The 20,015-nt window shown below is 71.3% G+C and carries 19 protein-coding genes; 13 read left to right on the top strand and 6 right to left on the bottom strand.

The annotated features are described in order from the left end of the window. Positions 1–192 precede the first annotated feature (192 nt). Positions 193–1,599, bottom strand: coding sequence for a family 2B encapsulin nanocompartment shell protein (locus LCD35_RS20165; RefSeq protein WP_225044654.1), 1,407 nt, complete (start codon positions 1,597–1,599; stop codon positions 193–195). Positions 1,600–2,342: 743 nt separating this feature from the next. On the opposite strand from LCD35_RS20165, the gene LCD35_RS20160 reads away from it, so the two are divergent. The 3 genes from LCD35_RS20160 (at position 2,343) to LCD35_RS20150 (ending at position 4,088) form a co-directional block, all read left to right on the top strand. Beyond that, positions 2,343–2,603, top strand: a complete 261-nt coding sequence (locus tag LCD35_RS20160) for a helix-turn-helix transcriptional regulator (protein WP_224967202.1) — start codon at positions 2,343–2,345, stop codon at positions 2,601–2,603. 512 nt (positions 2,604–3,115) lie between these two features. Further along, the gene (locus LCD35_RS20155) at positions 3,116–3,850 is read left to right on the top strand and encodes a TNT domain-containing protein (RefSeq protein ID WP_224962012.1); all 735 of its coding nucleotides are present in this window, start codon (positions 3,116–3,118) and stop codon (positions 3,848–3,850) included. A 4-nt stretch (positions 3,851–3,854) separates the two neighbouring features. Continuing rightward, positions 3,855–4,088, top strand: a complete 234-nt coding sequence (locus LCD35_RS20150; RefSeq protein WP_224962010.1) for a hypothetical protein — start codon at positions 3,855–3,857, stop codon at positions 4,086–4,088. Between the two features lie 428 nt (positions 4,089–4,516). Here the strand turns inward: LCD35_RS20150 and LCD35_RS20145 are convergent, their stop codons facing one another. Beyond that, positions 4,517–5,485: a hypothetical protein gene (locus tag LCD35_RS20145; RefSeq protein ID WP_225044651.1), complete on the bottom strand. Its 969-nt coding sequence runs from the start codon at positions 5,483–5,485 to the stop codon at positions 4,517–4,519. Between the two features lie 359 nt (positions 5,486–5,844). Here LCD35_RS20145 and LCD35_RS20140 point away from each other — a divergent pair, with 359 nt between their 5' ends. Further along, positions 5,845–6,288, top strand: coding sequence for a hypothetical protein (locus LCD35_RS20140; protein WP_224962006.1), 444 nt, complete (start codon positions 5,845–5,847; stop codon positions 6,286–6,288). Positions 6,289–6,409: 121 nt separating this feature from the next. Then, on the top strand, positions 6,410–7,552 hold the full coding sequence (locus tag LCD35_RS20135) for a DUF1015 family protein (protein WP_225044650.1): 1,143 nt from the start codon (positions 6,410–6,412) through the stop codon (positions 7,550–7,552). Positions 7,553–7,762: 210 nt separating this feature from the next. Here LCD35_RS20135 and LCD35_RS20130 read toward each other — a convergent pair whose 3' ends face one another. From LCD35_RS20130 to LCD35_RS20120, 3 genes are all read right to left on the bottom strand, one after another. Beyond that, positions 7,763–9,997 carry a cation-translocating P-type ATPase gene (locus LCD35_RS20130; protein WP_224962001.1) on the bottom strand — a complete coding sequence of 745 codons (2,235 nt, stop codon included), beginning with the start codon at positions 9,995–9,997 and terminating at the stop codon, positions 7,763–7,765. A 231-nt stretch (positions 9,998–10,228) separates the two neighbouring features. After that, positions 10,229–10,438, bottom strand: a complete 210-nt coding sequence (locus LCD35_RS20125; protein WP_224961997.1) for a heavy-metal-associated domain-containing protein — start codon at positions 10,436–10,438, stop codon at positions 10,229–10,231. A gap of 38 nt (positions 10,439–10,476) precedes the next feature. Further along, positions 10,477–10,758 carry a metal-sensitive transcriptional regulator gene (locus LCD35_RS20120; RefSeq protein ID WP_224961995.1) on the bottom strand — a complete coding sequence of 94 codons (282 nt, stop codon included), beginning with the start codon at positions 10,756–10,758 and terminating at the stop codon, positions 10,477–10,479. Positions 10,759–11,013: 255 nt separating this feature from the next. Between LCD35_RS20120 and LCD35_RS20115 the strand changes: the two genes are divergently transcribed. Then, on the top strand, positions 11,014–12,240 hold the full coding sequence (locus tag LCD35_RS20115) for an MFS transporter (protein ID WP_225044649.1): 1,227 nt from the start codon (positions 11,014–11,016) through the stop codon (positions 12,238–12,240). Here LCD35_RS20115 and LCD35_RS20110 read toward each other — a convergent pair. Then, the gene (locus LCD35_RS20110) at positions 12,227–13,591 is read right to left on the bottom strand and encodes an MFS transporter (RefSeq protein WP_308011316.1); all 1,365 of its coding nucleotides are present in this window, start codon (positions 13,589–13,591) and stop codon (positions 12,227–12,229) included. The genes LCD35_RS20115 and LCD35_RS20110 overlap by 14 nt on opposite strands. Positions 13,592–13,781: 190 nt before the next feature. On the opposite strand from LCD35_RS20110, the gene LCD35_RS20105 reads away from it, so the two are divergent. The 7 genes from LCD35_RS20105 to LCD35_RS20075 all read left to right on the top strand — a co-directional run bounded on the left by LCD35_RS20105 (position 13,782) and on the right by LCD35_RS20075 (position 20,012). Beyond that, positions 13,782–14,591, top strand: a complete 810-nt coding sequence (locus LCD35_RS20105) for an acetoacetate decarboxylase family protein (RefSeq protein WP_224961991.1) — start codon at positions 13,782–13,784, stop codon at positions 14,589–14,591. Positions 14,592–14,614: 23 nt separating this feature from the next. Further along, a complete protein-coding gene (locus LCD35_RS20100) occupies positions 14,615–15,235 on the top strand; it encodes a TetR/AcrR family transcriptional regulator (RefSeq protein WP_224961989.1) in 621 nt (206 codons plus the stop codon). Positions 15,236–15,679: 444 nt separating this feature from the next. Beyond that, positions 15,680–16,747, top strand: coding sequence for a zinc-binding dehydrogenase (locus LCD35_RS20095; protein WP_224961987.1), 1,068 nt, complete (start codon positions 15,680–15,682; stop codon positions 16,745–16,747). Positions 16,748–17,243: 496 nt separating this feature from the next. Next, positions 17,244–17,876, top strand: coding sequence for a PPE domain-containing protein (locus LCD35_RS20090; RefSeq protein WP_224961963.1), 633 nt, complete (start codon positions 17,244–17,246; stop codon positions 17,874–17,876). Between the two features lie 455 nt (positions 17,877–18,331). Then, on the top strand, positions 18,332–18,496 hold the full coding sequence (locus LCD35_RS20085) for a hypothetical protein (RefSeq protein ID WP_225044655.1): 165 nt from the start codon (positions 18,332–18,334) through the stop codon (positions 18,494–18,496). 70 nt (positions 18,497–18,566) lie between these two features. After that, positions 18,567–19,346, top strand: a complete 780-nt coding sequence (locus tag LCD35_RS20080; RefSeq protein WP_225044648.1) for an ESX secretion-associated protein EspG — start codon at positions 18,567–18,569, stop codon at positions 19,344–19,346. Between the two features lie 171 nt (positions 19,347–19,517). Beyond that, complete coding sequence (locus LCD35_RS20075) at positions 19,518–20,012, top strand: hypothetical protein (protein WP_225044647.1); 495 nt, start codon at positions 19,518–19,520, stop codon at positions 20,010–20,012. The last annotated feature ends 3 nt before the right edge of the window (positions 20,013–20,015 follow it).

Below are 20,015 nucleotides of genomic sequence, written 5' to 3'. Positions count from 1 at the left end.
GGGGGAGTGCGGGGAGCTCGGGATCCCCGCGTCCGCGGGCCGACGTGGACCGGATAAGTCCACATCGGACAGAAGCAGGCCTTGTTCCCGCGTCCACCTGGCGGCGAGCGCGTGCGCGCGATCCACGTGCGGGTTCAGCCGCGCACCGCACGGTGCACCGGAACCGGGGATCTCCAAGGCCCGCATCCCGGGTCAGCCCTCGCGCCCGATCTCGACGTGCTCCAGCACGCCGAGGGCATCCGGCACCAGGATCGCGGCCGAGTAGTAGGTGCTGACCAGGTACGAGATGACGGCGCTCTCGTTGATGCCCATGAACCGCACCGACAGGCCCGGCTGGTACTCGTCCGGGATGCCGGTCTGGTGCAGGCCGACGACGCCCTGGTTCTGCTCCCCGGCGCGCAACAGCATGATCGAGGTGGTGCGGGTGTCCGACACCCCGATCTTGTTGCTCGGCAGCAGCGGCACGCCGCGCCACGCCGGGACCTGGTGGCCCTGGAAGTCCACGTTCTGCGGGTACAGCCCGCGCTTGCTGCACTCCCGGCCGAACGCGGCGATCGCCCGCGGGTGCGCCAGGAAGAACGTCGGCTCCTTCCACACCGTGGACAGGAGTTCGTCGAGGTCGTCGGGGGTGGGTGGGCCGGTGCGGGTGTGGATGCGTTGGGAGAGGTCTGCGTTGTGGAGGAGTCCGAAGTCGGGGTTGTTGAGCAGGTCGTGCTCTTGGCGTTCGCGGAGTGCTTCGATGGTGAGCCGCAGCTGCTGCTCGGTCTGGTTCATCGGCTGGTTGTAGAGGTCCGTGACCCGGCTGTGCACGCGCAGCACGGTCTGGGCGACGCTGAGCTCGTACTCGCGCGGGCTGAGCTCGTAGTCCACGTAGGTGCCGCCGAGCAGAGCTTCGCCGCTGTGTCCGGAGTGGATGCCGATCTCGGCTTCGCCGTGCTCGTTCTGCGGTTTCCCGGTGGAGGTGTCGATGCCGGCGAGGTGCTGGCGCAGCGGCTCGGCGGCGTTCATCTCCTGCAGGCTCTGGTGCCGCAGCGCGAGCACGGTGCCGGAGGTGACGGCCTTGATGGTGTGGGCCCAAGTGCCGTCGGCGCTGAGCAGCGCGGACTCCCCGAAGTACTCGCCGTTGGCGAGGACGCCGAGCACGGTGTCGTCGCCGTACTCGCCGCGGCCGAGCTTGTTCACCTTGCCGTGCGCCAGCAGGAAGACCTGGTCCACGGGCTGCCCGGCCTCGACGAGGACGTCGCCGGGCTCGAAGTTCTGCTGGACGAAGCGGTCGGCGAGCGCGCCGAGCACCGACTCGTCGTCGAAGTCGCGCAGCAGCGGCAGCTCGCGCAGCTCTTGGGGGATGACCCGGACGTCGGAGCCGGTGTTGGTGAAGGTCACCCGCCCGTCGCCCAAGGTGTAGGTGAGCCTGCGGTTGACCCGGTAGGTCCCGCCGGTCGCCTGCACCCACGGGAGCATCCGCAGCAGCCACCGCGAGGTGATGCCCTGCATCTGCGGTGGGGTCTTGGTCGTCGTCGCGAGGTTCCGCGCGGCGGCCGTACCCAGGCTCAGCTGCGGCCGCTCGTTCTCGTCGACACCCGAATCCGCCACGGTCACGACGTACACCACCTAATCTTTCGTTCGAGTTCTGGGGAAAGCGCCGAATGCTCCGGTGGAGCGGGGCGTGCTCGACCGCGGCGGGCTTCGCTGGCCGCCGTGCCGGTGAACGACCCGGCCCGGCCCGGTTCGGGTCGCGGGGTCGCCAATCGGCCGGTTCGAGGGGAACAGGCCGATTCTTCGACTGAGTTCGCTTGTTTTCCGCTGGGTTTCGCGTGAATGGAAAGACGCCGACGTGGAAACCGGGCATCGGCAAATTGCGTGCTCATTTCCTGGCGGAGAAGACGCTAGCACCGCCGGATGGGGCCGTACAGTCACCCGAAGGTGCTAAGAGTGGCTGCTCCGGTGGCGGGCGGGAGCTACATCACCGACCATCACTCGTTTCGCCTATTGTGATCACGGGAAGTAGTTGCGCTTGGAAATAAATCGGTGTTCTCTGGTCGTTCCGCGGACGATCGAACCCGTTTTCCAGCGGGTCCGATTCGCGCCGTGCACGACGTGCTGCTCCGGCCGGGCGAAGTGCGGGGGCGGTCGGTGGGAACCGGTTGCGGAGTGCTTGGATAGATGCAGTAGCGTTCGCGATTAACCCGACCTTGTCGAGGCGAATTCGGCATTCCTGAAACAATCCCGAAAGGCGTCGTGCGGTGTTGGGCGGGGAACGGTGTGGCGATCAGAACGGGGTGGTCTCGCGACTGGTGCCGCGCGCGCGTCCGCGGTGCCGGCTGGGGCAGGAGGAGGTCCGGATGCGGTGGAACCTGCGGCTGGCTGCGGCCAACCGGGGCATATGGAAGGCCGGTGACCTGCAGCGCAGGCTCGCCGAGCGCGGGATGGTGATCTCCGCGGGCAAGATGTCCGCGTTGTGGTCCGGGCAGCCCGGGAGCGTGAAGCTCGCCGACCTGGACGTGCTCTGCGCCGTGCTCGGCTGCGGGGTCGACGAACTGCTCATCCCGCAGCCCGAGCACGTCCGGTTCGGGGACGGGACCGGCGGGACCGGCACGGGCTGAGCCCGCCGAATCGTCGGGGGGCCGGGCGTTCCGCCGCCGGTTCGCCGTTTCGGCGGGGCTGGGTCGATGTGCGCAGCGGATTTCAGAGCGCGCGTTCCGGCAATGCCGGATTGCTTTTTCCCGGTGGATTCGAGTCGTGGCCGGATCCGGAATTTCCACTCGCGGGAGTCCGGTCGGTTCCGTGGTGACTCAGCGTGGACGGTGCCGGGTTCGCGCAGCGGGGTCCGCGGCCGCCTTCCGGGGAAGGTCGAGCGTTCACCGCCAGGGAAAAGTCCCGGATTCGGCACGTCCAAAAAGGACCTGCGGGCCGGTCGCCGAGTTCAGCGGCGGGTTCCGAGCAGCCCGCGGCGGTGGCACCGACGACTTCGGATGCGGAGCGTCAGAATCAGAACCAAGATCCATCCGATCAGGTAGCGAGTGCGAACCGATCGAGCGCAATCCACGTGGAACGTTCCCCGGGTGATCACTCGGCCGCTATCAGTGGGGCCAGCACAGCGATCAGGAGGAGTTCCATGCTGGGGTTCGAAATGCCGTGTTCCCGAAACGCGATCCGACGCAGCGGCGCGGCCGTCCCGCACCCGCGCGTGCCGCGCCGCAGACGAGCCCTGCTCGCGCTGTGCTTCGGGCTGGTGGCCGTGCTGGTGCCCGCCGCACCGGCCCAAGCGGCGCCGCACGCCGACCGGCCCGAACCCTGCACCGGGGTCCACGCCGGCGACGAACGATGGGGGCCTGCGGTGCTGCCCCGGCCGTGGCAGGAGCCCGTCGGACCGCTGCTGGCCGGCTACTCACGCAGCGGGAACCTCCCGCCGGACCGGTTCCTGGCGGAGTACTGGGACTCCACGGCGGAGAGCTGGAAGTACCCGCCGCTGGACGGGTTCGAAGTGCTCCCCGACGGAAGTGCCGACAAGGACGCCGAAGTACTGGAAGTGGGCGAAAAACTGGACCGCTTCGGCTCCGAGTACGGCTCCTTCCTCGCCCCTGCCGGCGACGACTACGCCGAACGTTCGCTGCCGCCGCAGAGCCTGACCACCAGGGAAGCCGACTTCCCCTGCGGCTACCACCGGTACGAGGTGGCGCGGCCGTTCACCGCGTGGGAAGGACCCATCGCCGCCTGGTTCGCCCAGCCCGGTGGTGGCACCCAGATTCTGCTCGACCCCGCGTTCCTCCAGCCGGGCGACGGGCAGCGGCTGAACGTCCGGTGGCTGTTGTCCAACGGCTACCTCAAGCCCGCGGACGATCTACGGTAGGCGGATGGACCGCCGCGAACTGTTCACCCTCCTGCGCGGATCGGGTGTGGCCGAGAGCGAGCTGTGGATCGAGGGCGTGCACGAACCGCGGATGCCGCCCACCGAGTTCCTGTTCCTGCGCAAGGGCACGCAGGGCTGGGACACCGGCGTCGCCGAACGCGGCGAGTGGCACGTGATCGCCACCTCGCCGGATGAGGACACGGCGTGCGCGCGCCTGCTCCGCCTAGCCCAGCCCTAACCGGCACCCGAGTGAACGGACCGTCGTTCCAATAGATCGGGACGAACGGTCCGTTCACTCGAAAAACGCCGTTCGGTCCCGCACGCACCGTCCAGGAGTGAACGGACCGTTCGTCCGGCTAGATGGGACGAACGGTCCGTTCACCAACTGATTCGGTCGATTACCTGCGTCGGCTGTCGGCGTGGTGACCAGCAGACCGATTCAAGCGCGCTCGAGATCCTCTGAAGTGAACGGACCGTTCGTCCAACCGGATTGGGCGAACGGTCCGTTCACCTTCCTCCCGGCAGCAGAACGCCGCGCGTGCTGTAGCCGACGCGCGGTGGGTCGAAAGGCAGCGTGAGTGGTGCGTAGGTCGGCGCTGGGGAGCCGGTGGCGGGGAGACGCGACGCCGTGCGCGAAGCACGGGATCCGTTCGGGGCGCGGGTGGTTCAGCGGCGTTCGGTCGTGTGGGGAACGGCTGTCACTCGTGGACGGGGACGTTGTCGAGCAACCTGGTACGAGCGTCGGAGCTCATCCAGCACCGCGGCCGGGTTCGATCGGATGTGCTTCGGGAGCGTGTGCACGACGACGACACCTGCGGCGGTCATGAGCGTGTGCCGTCGCACCGTGTTCTCGTAGCCGGCCGGCCGTAGATGGAAGTTGAGGGAATCGATCTGCCAGGCGAGCCCGACCTCGTCGATCCAGCCGTCGGGTACGCCCAACAGCTTCCCGTCGGGGCCGAGCAACCGGACGTTCCACTGCATCCGCGGCAAACCGGCTTTCCGCGCCAGCCGGTACGCCCACCCTTCGGCCGCGGAATGGACGTTGGCACCCAGCTCTTCGAGCACGATGCGGCAGCGGGCGACCCCTCGCCGCGACCCGGCCTTCGCTTCCTTGGCAAGAGCTTCCGCAGTGACCATTCCGCGTTGCACGGCCTCGGCGAGCAGTGCTCGCACCTGGTCCAGCGTCGGCAGTCGACGTGCCGCGTCGAGCAGCGCACGGACGAGAGGCGCAACCCGGAAGCCGCCTTGAGATGCGGGCCGCGGCAAGCGGGTGGTCCGCTCGATCTCGACGAACTCCTTGCTGGCGCGCTTTCGAGCTTCCGGGATGAGCATGTGCACTTCTTCCGTGCCGGGGAACTGCGTCATCCCGTGCAACCGGCAAGCGGCGATTCCGGTGATCATCGCGCCGGTGCCCGCGTACTGGAGCGCGGCGTCCAGGCGCTGCTCGCGAGTGGGGGTGCCCGACGACAGCATGATGACCCCGGGGAGCAGCCGCTTCCACGGGCCGCCGATCGAGGCCCGGTGGTAGACGGTCTGCCTCGGTACGCCGAGTTCGTCGAGAGCGCGCGCTGTGATGACGCCGTAGGTGGCCGCGGTGGCCACCCCGTCCCAGTCAGCGATCGTTCTCCTCGGCATGACTCCACGATGACCACTCAGCTCACCTCGGCGCCACATCGATTTCGAGATCTGTGGATGAATCGCCGACCTGTGGACAACTTCCCGATTCCTGGTGGAGTGAACGGACCGTTCGTCCGATTAAATCGGACGAACGGTCCGTTCACCCGAGAGAGGTCTTGGGCGTGCGACGCGACGTCCGCCGCTCGTCGAAGCCGGCTCGACGAGCTTTCGGCTCGAGTGAACGGACTGTTCATCCAGAACGATCGGACGAACGGTCCGTTCACTCCGGGGGGCTGCGTGCGGGGGCGTCGCGACCTCCGCCTACCGCTCCGACCGAACCCACCCGGGCGTACTGTGACCCGCGGAAGGGGTGAGGGATGCGAACGACGACATCACACCGGAAATCGGCGGTGGTCGTGGCGCTGGCGGCGCTGGCGTTGACCGGGTGCGCCGGCTACCAGACCGACCCCGGCGTGCAGCGCCACGTGCCGAGCGTGTCCCGGCAGGACATCATCACCAAGATCGGCTTCGTCACGCAGGACCAGTGCTACACGCGTGCTGCTCAGCACGGCACCGAGCGCTGCGAACGCTATCTGGCGCAGGTGCGCAACATCGCGCTCAGCGCCACCGACTCCACCGAGAACCCGCCGCAGATCACCGACCCGGCGCGCACGCTGGAGCAGCGGGTGACCGAGCTGTCCGGACGCGGGTGCTTCCCGCCGCAGCCCGGTACCGAGCAGGAATGCACCCGCCTCCTCATCGCCGCGGACGGGGCGTTGGACGACCTCCACGCCGCGCTCGTCGCAGCCCCGCCAGGGTGAGTGGAGATCACTCTCCGTCGAGGAAACCTCTGGCATAGCGCACAAATCGGTGCTTTCCGCGACCGCTTCACCGCACGCTCAGCCGCGGGTTGATACTGCGGTGGTGACGAGTTCGGTACGAGTGGGAGTCGACATCCGCCCGTTCCGCGCCTGGGTACTCGCGCCCGAGCGGCTGCGCGGCCTCGCTGATCGCCACGCCACTCCGTGGGACCGCGTGGACGTCGAGAACTCGGTGCGGTTGCTGGACGAGTGGAAGCGCCTCGAGGCGCTCGCCCGCGAAGAACGTCCCGCCATGTACGTCTACGAGCAGACCGGTCCGCTTGGCGTGCAACGCGGTGTGATCTCCGCGGTGCACCTGGACAGCCGGCTGCTTCCGCACGAAGACGTGGCACCTGCGCACACCGACGCCATGGTCGAGCTGATGCGCGCCGGACGGATGAGCATGCCGCCGATTCTGCTCGGCTACGGCGGTACCGACCGCACCGCCGCGCAGCTAGACACCGCCGTCCGGCAGCGGCCGCTGACCGAGCTGCGCACTCCGGACGGCCAGCAGCACCGGGTGTGGCGGCTCACCGAACGCTCCACCTGCGGGGAGATCATCGATGCGCTGCACGAGCGGGCCGCGTTGATCGCCGATGGGCACCACCGCCACGTGGCCGCCCGCCGGTTCCGGCGTGAGGTGCACGCCGCCGGGTACGGGCGCGGGCCGTGGGACTACATCCCCGCGTTGCTCGTCGACACCAAGCGCAGCCCGATGCGGTTGCGTCCGGTGCACCGTGTGCTGCCGCACGTCGATCCGTGGAAGGCGCTCGCCGCCGCGCAGCAGTGGTTCCAGATCACCGCGTTGGCCGGGCCGCTGGAGGAGTGGCTCGACGTGCTGCGGGCCCGCTCCTACCACGGGGCCGCGTTCATCGTCGCGACGCCGGACCGCGCTTTCTTGCTGGACCGGCCCAACGTCGAGTTCCTGCAGGGACCGTGCGAACGGTTCCCGGAGTCGTTGCGGTCGATGCACATCTCGGTGCTGCAGGCGTTCCTCGATGTGGTGGCCGAGTCACCAGTGCTGTATGAGCCGAGTGCGCCGCGGGCGTTGCACGCGGTGCGCGAACTCGGCGGCATCGCGGCGATCGCGTTCCCGCCGAGCCACTTGGACCTGTCGGCTGCCGCGGCGACCGGGGTTCGCCTGCCGGTGAAGTCCACGGCGTTCGGCCCGGACCCGCATCCTGCGCTGGTGCTCCGGGCGTTGCCGAGCCCGCGGCGCCCCTGAGGTCCGCTTCGGCCTGGCGGAGGCGCGGCGCCACGCGGTTGAGCGAGTGAACGGACCGTTCGTCCGATCTAGTTGGACGAACGGTCCGTTCACTCGGAGTCCTCGTCGGTCGCGGTTCGCCGTTCCGCAAGACCGCGGCGACCCCGTGCAGTCCCGAGCCAGCTGGAGTGAACGGACCCTTCGCCCAACTAGATGGGACTAACGGTCCGTTCACTCCGATGGCGGGTGGGTGGTGGGGTGGAAGCGGCGCAGCCGCAAGCTGTTCGCCACCACGAACGCCGAGGAGAAGGCCATCGCAGCCCCGGCGATCATCGGGTTGAGCAGGCCCGCAGCGGCGAGCGGGATGGCGGCGACGTTGTAGGCGAACGCCCAGAACAGGTTGCCCTTGATGGTGCGCAACGTGGCGCGGGACAACCGGATGGCGTCGACGGCGGCGCGCAGGTCGCCCCGGACGAGGGTGAGGTCGGAGGCCTCGATGGCCACGTCGGTGCCGGTGCCCATGGCGAGCCCCAGGTCGGCTTGGGCGAGCGCGGCGGCGTCGTTGATGCCGTCGCCGACCATCGCCACGGCCCGCCCTTCGCCTTGCAGGCGGCTGACGACGGCGGCCTTGTCCTGCGGCAGGACTTCGGCGATGACCTCGTCGATGCCGACTTCGGTGGCGACGGTCCTGGCCACGGCCTCGTTGTCGCCGGTCAGGAGCACGGGCCGCAACCCGAGGTCGCGGAGCCCGCGCACGGCTTCAGCGGAGGAGGGTTTCACGGTGTCGGCGACGTCGAGCACGGCTCGCGCGGCGCCGTCCCAGGCGAGGACGACGGCGGTGCGCCCGGCGTTCTCCGCGGCGGTCTTGGCGTCGCGCAGCACGGCGGGCAGCTCGCCGTCGAAGAGGCGCCCGATGCTGACCTGGTGCCCGTCGACGGTGGCCCGCACGCCGAGGCCTTCGACGTTGCCGAAGTCGGTGGCGGCGGGCAGTTCGCCGACGCGGTCGGCGGCGCCGCGGGCGATGGCGCGGGCGATGGGGTGCTCGGAGCCGTGTTCGGCGGCGCCCGCGAGCCGCAGCACCTGCTGCTCGTCGGTGCCGTCGGCGAGGTGCACGGCGGACAGCGACATCTGCCCGGTGGTGACGGTGCCGGTCTTGTCGAGCACGACGGTGTCGATGCGCCGCGTCGATTCGAGCACTTCGGGGCCCTTGATGAGCACCCCGAGCTGGGCACCGCGGCCCGTGCCGACTAGCAGCGCCGTCGGGGTGGCGAGTCCGAGCGCGCAGGGGCAGGCGATGATGAGCACGGCGACGGCGGCGGTGAACGCGGCGTCGGCGCCGCCACCGGCGAGCAGCCATCCGCCGAGGGTGGCGAGCGCGAGGCCGATGACGATCGGCACGAACACCGCGGAGATCCGGTCGGCGAGCCGCTGCACGGCGGCCTTGCCGGTCTGGGCTTGTTCGACGAGCCGCGCCATCTGCGCGAGCTGGGTGTCCGTCCCCACGCGGGTGGCGCGCACCACGAGCCGTCCACCGGAGTTGACCGTGGCGCCGACGACCCCGTCCCCGGGCCCCACTTCGACGGGCACGGATTCGCCGGTGAGCATGGAGCTGTCGATGGCGGAGCCGCCTTCGTCGACGGTCCCGTCGGTGGCGATCTTCTCGCCGGGCCGCACCACGAACAGGTCGCCGACGGCGAGGTCGTCGACGGGGATGCGGTGCTCCCGCCCGTCGCGCAGCACGGCGACGTCCTTCGCGCCGAGTTCCAGGAGGGCGCGCAGCGCTGCTCCGGTGCGCCGCTTGGAGCGCGCTTCGAAGTAGCGCCCGGCGAGGAGGAACGTGGTGACTCCGGCCGCGACCTCCAGGTAGATGGATCCGGCGCCGCTGCCGCCGGGGCTGGTGCCGAATTCGAACCCGTGGGTCATGCCGGGCATCCCGGCGGTGCCGAGCACGAGCGCGTACAGCGACCAGAGGAACGCGGCGAGCGTGCCGAGGGACACGAGGGTGTCCATGGTGGCGGCGCCGTGGCGCAGGTTGGTCCAGGCCGCCCGGTGGAACGGGGCGCCGCCGAGGACGACGACGGGCGCGGCGAGCACCAGCGACACCCACTGCCAGTAGGTGAACTGGAACGCGGGCACCATCGCGAGCACGATCACCGGCACCGCCAGCACGGCGGAGGTGATCAGCCGGTCGCGCAGGTCGGTGGTCTCGGCGGCGTCGCCGGTCTCGTCCGGTTCGGGGACGGAGGCGGTGTACCCGGCGGCTTCGACCTGGTCGATGAGCCGCTGCCGGTCGAGTTCGGCGGGGTAGGTGACGGCGGCCTTCTCGGTGGCGTAGTTGACGGTGGCGGTGACGCCGTCGAGCTTGCGCAGCTTGCGCTCCACCCGGTTCGCGCAGGAGGCGCAGGTCATGCCTCCGATGATCAGCTCGACGTGCCGTCCGGTGCCGGCCGGCGTTGCAGTGCTCATCGTGCGGTCTCCTGTTCGCCCGGAGGTGCGGGAGCGGGGGGGGGGGGGGGGGGCGCCGCCCCCCCCCCGGGGGGGGCGCCTACCCCACGGACCCCCGCCCCCCAACCCCCGCCCCCCCCCCCGCGCCGGGGGGGGGCCGGGGGGGGGGCGCCCCCCGGGGGGGGGGGCCGCGGGGCCGGGGGGGGGGGGGGGCCGGGGGGGGGGGGGCCCGCCCCCCCCCCGCCGCGGTGGTCACGCCGTCACCAGCTGATAGCCGGCCTCCTCGACCGCGCCGCGGACCGCGCTGTCGGACAGCGGTTCGGCGCTGGTCACGGTCACCGATCCGGTGGCGAGGTCGACGGCGACGTCGGAGACGCCGGCGATCTCGCTGATCTCCTCGGTCACCGAGCTCACGCAGTGGCCGCAGGTCATCCCGGTGACGGTGTAGGTCGACTGGCTCATGTACGTCCCCTTCTCGTGGTTCGTGGTGCTGCCGGTGGTCAGGACCGGACCAGCCGGGCGATCGCCGCGGCGGCCTCGGCGACCTTGGCGTCGGCGGCCGCACCGCCTTCGGTGAGCGCTTCGGCGACGCAGTGCTTGAGGTGCTCGTCGAGCAGTCCCAGCGCGACCGATTGCAGCGCTTTGGTGGTGGCGCTGATCTGGGTGAGCACATCGATGCAGTACTTGTCGTCCTCGATCATCTTGGCGAGGCCGCGGACCTGTCCCTCGATTCGGCGCAGCCGTTTGGCGTACTCGTCCTTGTCCTGGGTGTACCCGTGCATCGACGTCCTCCCCGCTCCGGTGCGCACCGTTCCTCCGCCGTGCCAGGTATACCCCTGGGGGGTATGCGTGTCAATCGTGGACGGTCACTCGGACGGGGGTAGGTGCTGTGCAGTGCCGGGATGGTGGCGCGCTCGGCCCGGCGCCGTCCATTCGCAAGATCGAATTCACGCCGGGCCTCCCCGGGGAGGGTCCGTCCGGCGTAGGTTCCGGTGGCCCCGTCGGCCGTTCGCCCCGCAGGGGCGGGAGGAGCGCTCGTGCACCGGACGACCCGCATCACCGTGGCCCTGCTGTTCGCGGCCTGGACCGTGGACTACGTGGATCGGCTCCTCATCAACGTGGCGCTGCCGTCGATCGGCGAGGAGTTCGGCCTCGGGCACGGGGAGCGCGGGCTGGTGGTGTCGGCGTTCTTCCTGACCTACGCCCTGGTGCAGATCCCGGGCGGGCTGCTCGCGGACCGCTTCGGCGGGGTGCGGGTGGCGGCGATCGCGCTGCTGCTGTGGTCGGTGTGCACCGGGTTGACCGCGCTGGCCTGGTCGTTCGCCTCGCTGGTGGTGCTGCGGCTGTGCTTCGGCGCCGCGCAGGGGCTGTTCCCCGGGGCGTCGGTCAGCGCGTTGAGCGCGCGCAGCACCCCGCAGCAGCGGCTCACCGCGAACGGGTGGATGCAGAGCTCGAACGCGGTGGGGGCGCTGCTGGCCGCCGTGGTGGGCGCGGTGCTGCTGTCGCTGTGGGACTGGCGGGTCGGGTTCCTGGTGGTGGCCGTGCTGGGGCTGCTGGTGTTCGCCGCGGTGCTGCGGTGGATGCCGGAGCCGATGGCCCCGGAGCTCACCGGGTCCGCGCGCGCCGGCGGTGGCACCGCGCGGTTGCTGCGCTCCCCGGTGCTGTGGGGGTTCGCGGTGATGTTCTTCGCCTACGACGTGGTGAGCTGGGGCATCGGCACCTGGACGACCTCGTACCTGGTGGAGGCGCGCGGCCTGGCGATCGGCGAGGCGAGCCTGGCGCTGATCGGCCCGACGCTGCTGGGAGCGGCCGGGACGGTGCTGGGCGGGCGATTGTCGGACCGCCTCGGCGGACGGCCGCGGCTGCTGGTGGTGCCGAGCATGCTGGTGGTGGGGCTGCTGCTGCCCCTGCTGCCCCTGCTGCCGCGGATGCCGTCGGTGCCGCTGTTCGTGGCGTGCGTGACCGTGCTCGGCGGGGTGGCGGGGCTGGCGTACCTGCCGTGCTTCTCGGTGCCGCTGCGCAGCCTGCCCGCCGGGCTCACCGGCGTCGCCGGGGGAGTGATCATGTTCGGCGGGCAGCTGGCCGGGGTGCTCAGCCCCGGCGTGTTCGGCTACGTCGTGGAGCACGGCGGCTACTCCGCCGCGTTCACCGCGCTGCTGGTGGGGCCGGCGCTGGCGATCGCGGTGGTGCTGGTGGTGCCGCAGACCACCGAGCGGTTCCGGGCCCGGTTCGAGCCGGAGCCGGAGCTCGCTACCGCTCGCTGACGTCTTCCAGGGGTCGCCCGGTCGAGCGCGGTCCGAACAGGCCGATGTCCACGCCGACCCCGATCATCGCGGCGGCGACCACCGCGAACAGCACCCCGGCGCCCTGCGCGTGCAGCAGCGGCACCAGCACGAACGGCATCGCACCGGTGGTCAGCCGGGACAGCGAGTACGTCCACGACGCGGCGGTCGCGCGGATGTGCGTCGGGAAGATCTCCGCCTGGTAGATGTGGAACGCGTTCGAGAACACGTTGCTCACCGCGGTGTAGAGGAACCCGAACGCCACGATCGGCACCGTCGAGGCGGACAACCCGAACGCCAGCCCCAGCACCATCATGCCCAGCGCGGAGGCGATCACCAGGTGCTTGCGCTCCATCCGCTCCACGAACGGCAGCGACAGCGCCGCACCCGCCGGGTAGCCGAGGTAGGTGACCGCGCTGAACAGCAGCGTGTCGGTGATCTCGTAACTCTTCGCGGCGAGCACCAGCGGCACCATCGTGCCGAACCCGTAGTAGCCGACGGTCTGCAGCACCTGGAACGCGGCCATCATCGCGGTGCGCTTCCCGTACGGGGCGGCGACGAGGTCGCGGAGTCCACCGGCCGGGCGGGGCGCGGTGCGCGCGGGTTCGGGCTCGGGCAGTGCGGCTCCGGTGGCGCGGGCCTGCGCTTCGAACTCGTCGACGAGGGCTTCGGCCTCGGCCTGCCTGCCGGTGGCGGCCAGCCAGCGCGGTGACTCGGGGAGCCCGCGCCGCAGCAGGAACACGACGACGGCGCCGAGCGCGCCGAGCGCGAACATCCAACGCCAGCCCGCGATGCCCAGTGGTGCGGCGGGGACGAGCCAGTGCGCGAGGAATCCGGCGGCGGGCACGCCGAGGAACGCCACGGTGTAGGCCCAGGCGATGTACCGGCCGCGGCGCTTCGCGGGTAGCAGGTCGCTGAGGTAGGCGTCCGCCAGCGGTGGTTCGGCGCCGATGCCGACGCCGGCGACGAACCGGGTGGCGGCCAGCATCCACGGCCCGGTGCTGAACGCGCCGAGCAGTGAGAACAGCGAGTACACGGCGAGGCTGAGCAAGAACGCGCGGCGGCGCCCGATGCGGTCGGCGAGCCTGCCGAGCAGCAGCGTGCCGACGAACATGCCGAGGAACGTGGAGGCCAGCACGAGCGGCAGTTCGGCCGTGCTGAGCTGGAACTCCTGCACGAGGGCGGTGCTGAGCACCGGCGTCAGGAAGATCTCGTACATGTCGAAGAAGAGCCCCAGCCCGACGGCGGTGGTGGCCTTCCGATGCGTGCCGATCAGCGGGAGGCGATCCATCCGCCCCGCGATCGAGGGTCCTCCGGTGGTGGAACTCGACACCGCCCGCTCCTTCGCAGCCGATCGGGCACCGACGGTCCTGGACGATACGACGGCTCGGCCGCCGGTTGATCGCCCGTGCGGCGGTCCGCGGCCTCGGGCGGCCGAACAGCGCTGTTCACCTGCACCTTTGACTTTTGTACCCGTAAGTACAATGATTGTACTGCGAGGTACAAAACACGAGGAGGCACAGATGACGACCCACCAGGTCGGCAAGGTCCAGATGTCCGAAGAAGGCGTCGCCCCCGCCGACGCCCGCCCGGAGTTCACCTTCGACGAGGCCAAGGCCGACCTCCGCCGCAGGCAGAGCCCCCAGGCCGACAAGTACAAGAACGCGAAGTTCCTCTCCGCCACCGTCCCCATCGACCGCGACGCCGCGAACCACGTGCTGCCCGCCGGGGTCAAGATGGACGAGAGCAGCACCGCCACCCTGTTCGTCGTCGACTACCCGTGGACGAACTTCAACAGCACCTACCACGAAGCCGCGCTGTTCCTGAACGTCAAGCACGGCCCGTTCCGCGCCGCCCACTGCCCGTGGATCGTCGTCGACGACGACACCGCGCTCATCGGCGGTCGCGACACCCTCGGCTTCCCCAAGAAGATGGCCGAGATCGACTGGGCCGAGCACGACGACCGCGTCGAAGCCGTCGTGCGCCGCCGCGGCGTCGACCTCATCCGCATCACCGGCCGCTTCGGCGACGAGGTCGACTCGGTGCCGCCGATCTTCAACCAGCCGTTCCGCAACGTCATCGGCACCGTCGGGCTCTCCGTCCCCCGGCTCGTCACCTTCAGCACCGTCGATCACCCGCTGGAGCAGCGCGCCGCCGACGTCGACCTCACCATCGGCGGCTCCTACACCGACCCGCTCGACACCCTCATCTCCGGCCCGCCGCTGAACGCGCACTACCGCCGCGTCAACATGAGGGTCGGCAAGCTGCCGCTGCCGGTGGGACTGGTCTCGCCGACCTTCCTGCTGCGCATGCACCCGATGCGCGACAGCTGAGACGAACCGGGGAGGACGCGGCCATGACCGGCGCCAAGGGGGGACGCGCGCAGCACCTGCCGCTCGCCGTCCGCAAGGAACTCGTGCTCGACGCCGCGCTGCGCGTGACCGCGCGCGAGGGGGACGCCGTGTCCATGGACGCCGTCGCCGCCGAAGCCGGAGTCGCCAAGACCGTGCTCTACCGGTGCTGGAACAACCGCGACACCATGCTGCACGCCCTCGACGAGCGGGAAAGCCGCCGGTTCACCGAACAGCTCGCCACCGCACTCGACGCCGCCCGCGCCGAGCCGGACCCGGCGAACGCGCTGCGCGACGTGCTCATCGCCTACTACACCGCCGTCCGCGACGCGCCGGAGAGCTACCGGCTGCTGTACGGGACCCAGGTGCGGGCCGACCGGGCGCGCGCCGTGCAGGGCTCCCGGGCGCGGGCCGTCGAACGGCTCACCCCGGTGCTGCGCGACTGGCTCGGCGACACCGCGCCCGAGGCCGACCGCCGCGCCGGTGTGCTGGCGGCGCTCGCCGTCGGCGCCGCCGAATCCGGTGCCCGGCTGCTGCTCGACGCCGACGCCGACTGGACGCCCGCGGAGCTCGCCGACTCGGTGAGCACCTTGTTCTCCGGCGGGGTGCCCGGATTCCGGGGGTGAGCGCGCGGGTCGGATCGGCTCGGTCGCTTCGCTGATCGGGCGGTGAGCTCGGCGGGTGCGCGTGTCGCTGCTTCCGCTGCCGGGCGTCGTGGTGCTGGTGGTCCGGGGGTGCGTGCTCGCCGCTCGCGGTGGCTGCACTTGCCGGTCGTTCGTGCCGTCGAGCGGTTGGCTGCCGACCGTCCGCGCCGTTGAGCTACGCCGATCGTTCGTGCCGTCGAGCAGCGGTGCTCGTCGCCGATCGCCTGCGCCGCAGTCCGTTTCCGGCCGACTCCACCGATCGACCGACTCCACCAATCGACCGACCCACCGTCGACCGACCCGCCGTCGACTGATCCACCGACCCGTTCGTGCTCCGCCGCCCGTCGTGCCCGTCGTGCCGGGCGAGCCGGTGCGCGACCGCCTCCCGCGCCCCGAAGCCGGGGCACACCGAGAAAGGGCACTCCCATGCCAGCTGTCCTCGACCGACCGGTTCCCGCCACCATGCGCGCGGTCCGGTTCGACGCCGCCACCGGTGAGCTCGCCGTCCGCGACGTGCCCGTCCCCCAGCCCGGGCCCGGTGAAGTGCTCGTGCGCGTCGCCGCCTGCGGTATCTGCCAATCCGACCTCAGCCAGCTCGACGGGCACATCCGGCCGCGGCTCCCCGAGATCACGCCCGGGCACGAGGCCGCCGGGGTCGTCGCCGCGCTCGGCGCGGGCGTGCGCAACCGGCAGCTCGGCGACCGGGTCGTCATCGCCGCGGGCAAGGACTGCGGTGAATGCCCCGAGTGCCTCCTCGGTGGTGGCACCGACCGGTGCGAAGACCTGCAAGTGCTGGCGTTCCACTACGACGGCGCGTGGGCCGAATACGTGCTGACCTCGGCGGTGTCGCTCGTCGACGTCCCCGAATCGGTGCCGCTGGAACACGCCGCCGTGCTCGCCGACGCCGTGTCCACCCCGTACGGCGCCCTCGACACCGCGCAGCTGCGGCCCGCCGAATCCGTCGGCGTCTGGGGACTCGGCGGCATCGGCACCCACCTCGTGCAGCTCGCCCGGATCTGCGGGGCCTCGCCGATCATCGCACTCGACCCGCTGGAATCCGCCCGCGAACGCGCCATCGGGCTCGGCGCCGACTTCGCCCTCGACCCGGGGGACCCGGACGTCGCGGCGCGGATCGCGGAGATCACCGGCGGACGCGGGCTGCGTGCCGCCTTCGACTGCGTCGGGCGCAGCGCCACCTTCACCCAAGCCGACGCCGCGCTCGGGCACCGCGGCAGGCTCGTGCTCGTCGGCATCTCACCCGACCGGCTCGCCGTCGGACCGGAGATCCACTTCGTCCGCAACCGGCACACCGTCATCGGCCACACCGGTTATCGGATGCGCCACCTCGAAGACCTGGTGGAGCTGACCGACCGCGGCAGGCTCGACGTGTCCGGCTCGGTCAGCGCCGTGCTCCCGCTGGACGAAGTCGCCGAGGGGATCCGGCGGCTGCGGGAGCACGAGGGGGACCCGATCAGGATCCTGCTCCGCCCGTGATGTGGGTGAACGGACCGTTCGTCCAACCGGATGGGACGAACGGTCCGTTCACCCGCTCTTCCCGCGGTGGCGGCCGGCGGCGCGGAGGGTCGCGGCACCGCGATCGTCGCTCCGCCTCGGACGTGAGTGAACGGACCGTTCGTCCAACTAGATCGGACAGGCGGTCCGTTCACTCCACTCCGGTCGCGGGGATGGAGGCCTTGGGCGGTCCCGGGCGGGGGCGGCCGCCCGCACCCTCGTTGAATCGCGCATTCGGAGCTCCTTCGGATCGGTGGTCCAGCGGGGCCACGGAGAAGACCGCGGACATCTTCATGATGAGATCGGACCGGCCGCGGGTAGCGGGCCGCGTTCCGGCTCGACGATCGAGAACGAGCGCCCCGCCGTGGCTTCGGTGGGACGCCTGCGCGTCCGGGGCGTGCAGCGGAGTGGCGCGGCCGGTTCGGCCGCAGGACCAGGCCGGTGGCGATGCGCACGCGAACCGCCCCCGGAGGGGGAAGTGGAAGTGGCAGAACAGCAGCAGGCCGTGATGCGGGCGAAGAGCGCGCGGTCGTCCGACGACGACCGGGCCTTGGTGGACGTCCAGAACTGGAGTTCCTACAGCCACCGCGAGCTGTACGACGCGGTGCACCAGGACAACGATCCGGGCCGCGTCGGCGAACTCGCCGGCGAGTGGTCCCGGCTGGGCGCCGAGATGGGCGAGGCCGCGCAGCGCATGGCGGAACGGCTCCGCGGTACCGAGCACGGCTGGCAGGGCGAGGCGGCGACCGCGGCGCGCGGCGCGATCCACGAGATCGCCGGGTGGACCTCGGAGGCGGGCTCGACGGCCGGTGACCTCGGCAAGCACGTCGAGGAGCAGGGCCGGGCCATGGAAGAGGCCAAGTCCAGCATGCCGGAGCCGGTCGACGTCGAGTTCAACCACGAGATCGCCGACCGGTGGGCCGCGGGCGGAACCGGGATGAACGCGCTCCAAGGCATGGTGATGGCCTACAGCGACCTGTCCGAACAGGCGGAAGAAGTGGACTCCAAGCACGACGAGGCCGTGCAGGTCATGCGGAAGATGGAGCACCACTCCCGCGCGCTGGACGCCGACCTCGCGTTCGGGGCCGGGTGGCCGGACGCCCGCGGCTAAGTCGAACTTCGACCCGCCGACGGTCAAGCACGTCAAGCCGAGCGGCACGACCCCGCAGTCCGCGAAGCCCCGCTCGGTGCCGAACCCGTCGTCGCCGGACATCACCGGTCGCGGCACCTACCAGCCGCCGCGGCCGGTGTCCGGCCGGACGCGCCGACCGCGATCACCCCCCCAACCCGTTCGCCAAGAACCCGGGCGGTGGCCCCGGTTCCGGTGGTCCGGGTGGTTCCCGCGGTGGCTGGTCCGGTTCGATCCCGTCGGTTCCGGGCACGTCCGGTGGCTCCGGCGGAGCGGTCGGCGCCGGTGGCGCGGGCTCGGGAGGTGCCGCTTCGGGCGGTTCCGGCCCCGGTGCGGGCGGCCGGGCCGGCGTCGGACCCACCGGCGGCACGGCAGGTGGCCAGCCGGCGGGTGCGGCCGGCGCGGCGGGTGCGACCGGCCAGGCCGGTGCGGGCGGCATGGCCGGTGGTGCGCCGGGGCAGGCGAACCGCGGCAAGGGCGGCGAGGACCAGGAGCGCCGCGCGAAGTACCTGGAGAGCACGCCGATCGTCGAGGCCCACGGCGTGAACCTGCCGCCGCCGGTCATCGGCGGTGGCAAGCCGAAGAAGAAGGACAAGGACTGACCGCGTCGTCCGGCGCACCGGCCTATCCGGGCCGGTGCGCGATCACGCGCGTGCTGATGAGGGGAAAGTGATGGGCGAAGCGGACTTCGTGCTGTCCGCCGTCGAGTTCGACCTGGTGTCCGGGGCGCTCGACCTGGGCCGGGTGCCGTACCCGCTGCGGGTGCCGAGCATCGGTGCGACCGGCGGGGAGCGCGCGGCGCGCACCGCCGAGGCGTTCCGCACGCTGACCGAGCGCGGTCTCGCCACCGGCGACCGGCTGGACGCCGAGCTGGAGGGGCTGCTGCGATTGCCGGCGGTCCACGAGATCTCGGTGCGCGTCGTCGGCCACGTGGGCGGGACGGTCCGGGCGCTGGCCGCCGCGGACCGCCGGTCCGGGGTGCTGGCGGTGCTGGACGGGGACCGGTTGTCGCTGCGCGGTTTCCGGCCGGGCGCGCTGGCCGCGGTGGTGGCGGGCGTGCTGCCACCCGCCGATCCGGGCAAGGGGCGGTCCTTGACGGTGCGCCAGGAGGTGCCGGCGAAGGCCGCGGACGAGGACGATCCCGGTGACGACCCGTTCGGTGGCGATCTCGACGAGCACACCGCGCTGGTGCGGGCGGGAGTGTCCGAACAGGACGCGGCCGCGCTGGTGGAGCTGGCGGAGAACCGCCGCGGTGGTGGGCAGCTTGGCGTCCGCCGCGGCGGGGCCCGGGCGCGGACGCTCATCAGCTGGCTGGGCACCGCCCAGGGCCGCTACCTGCTGATCGGCGAGCGGGGCTGGCTGAGCATCATGTCCGCCGAGCCGGGCCGCGTCGAGCAGCGGCTCGGCGAAGTTCTGTCCAATGTGGACTCCGCGGAGCTCATGTCCCGATGATCACCCTGCCGCGCAACGCATCCGGAGAGGATCTCCCCGCATGGCCTACGAAGTCGTCTCCGAGGATCTGACGGCGCACGCCGCCCACCTCGACGCGCTCACCGACCGGATCGACACCGCGATCTCGGCCGCTGAACAGGTCAGCATGTCCGACGAGGCCTACGGGCTGCTGTGCTCGTTCCTGCCGCCGATCATCAACCCGACCGAGCAGGAAGGGATCCGGCGCTGCAGGCCGCCCGCGAAGGCATCGAGACCACCGCGCAGAACGTCCGCACCAGCGCCGAGGAGTACGACACCAACGACGAGGACGACTCGCAGTCCTTCCAGAAGTTGCACGGCACCGTGCCGGAGGGATCCGAGCAGTTCCAACTGCTGTCCGGCGGCGCCGGCCCTACCGGACAGCAGCAGGGCACGCTGCCCGGCGGCGCCTCCGAACAGCAGCAGGGCACGTCACCCACCGGGTTTTCCCAGCGGCAGCGGGGAACTCCGTCGGACGGCATGACCGAGCAGCAGCGGGGAACCGTGCCCCGCCCGACCGAGCAGGTCCAAGCCCCGACGGCGATGAACGCTCCGCACGGCGGGCAGGTGCAGACTCCGGCCGTCCAGGGTCATTCGCAGCAGGTGCTCGGCACCACCCCGCGGATCGACCCGGAGACGATGCCGTAGCCC

The sequence above is a fragment of the Saccharopolyspora sp. 6V genome (assembly GCF_020176785.1).
Lineage (GTDB): Bacteria > Actinomycetota > Actinomycetes > Mycobacteriales > Pseudonocardiaceae > Saccharopolyspora_C > Saccharopolyspora_C gregorii.
This window is presented reverse-complemented; position numbering and strand designations above follow the sequence as displayed.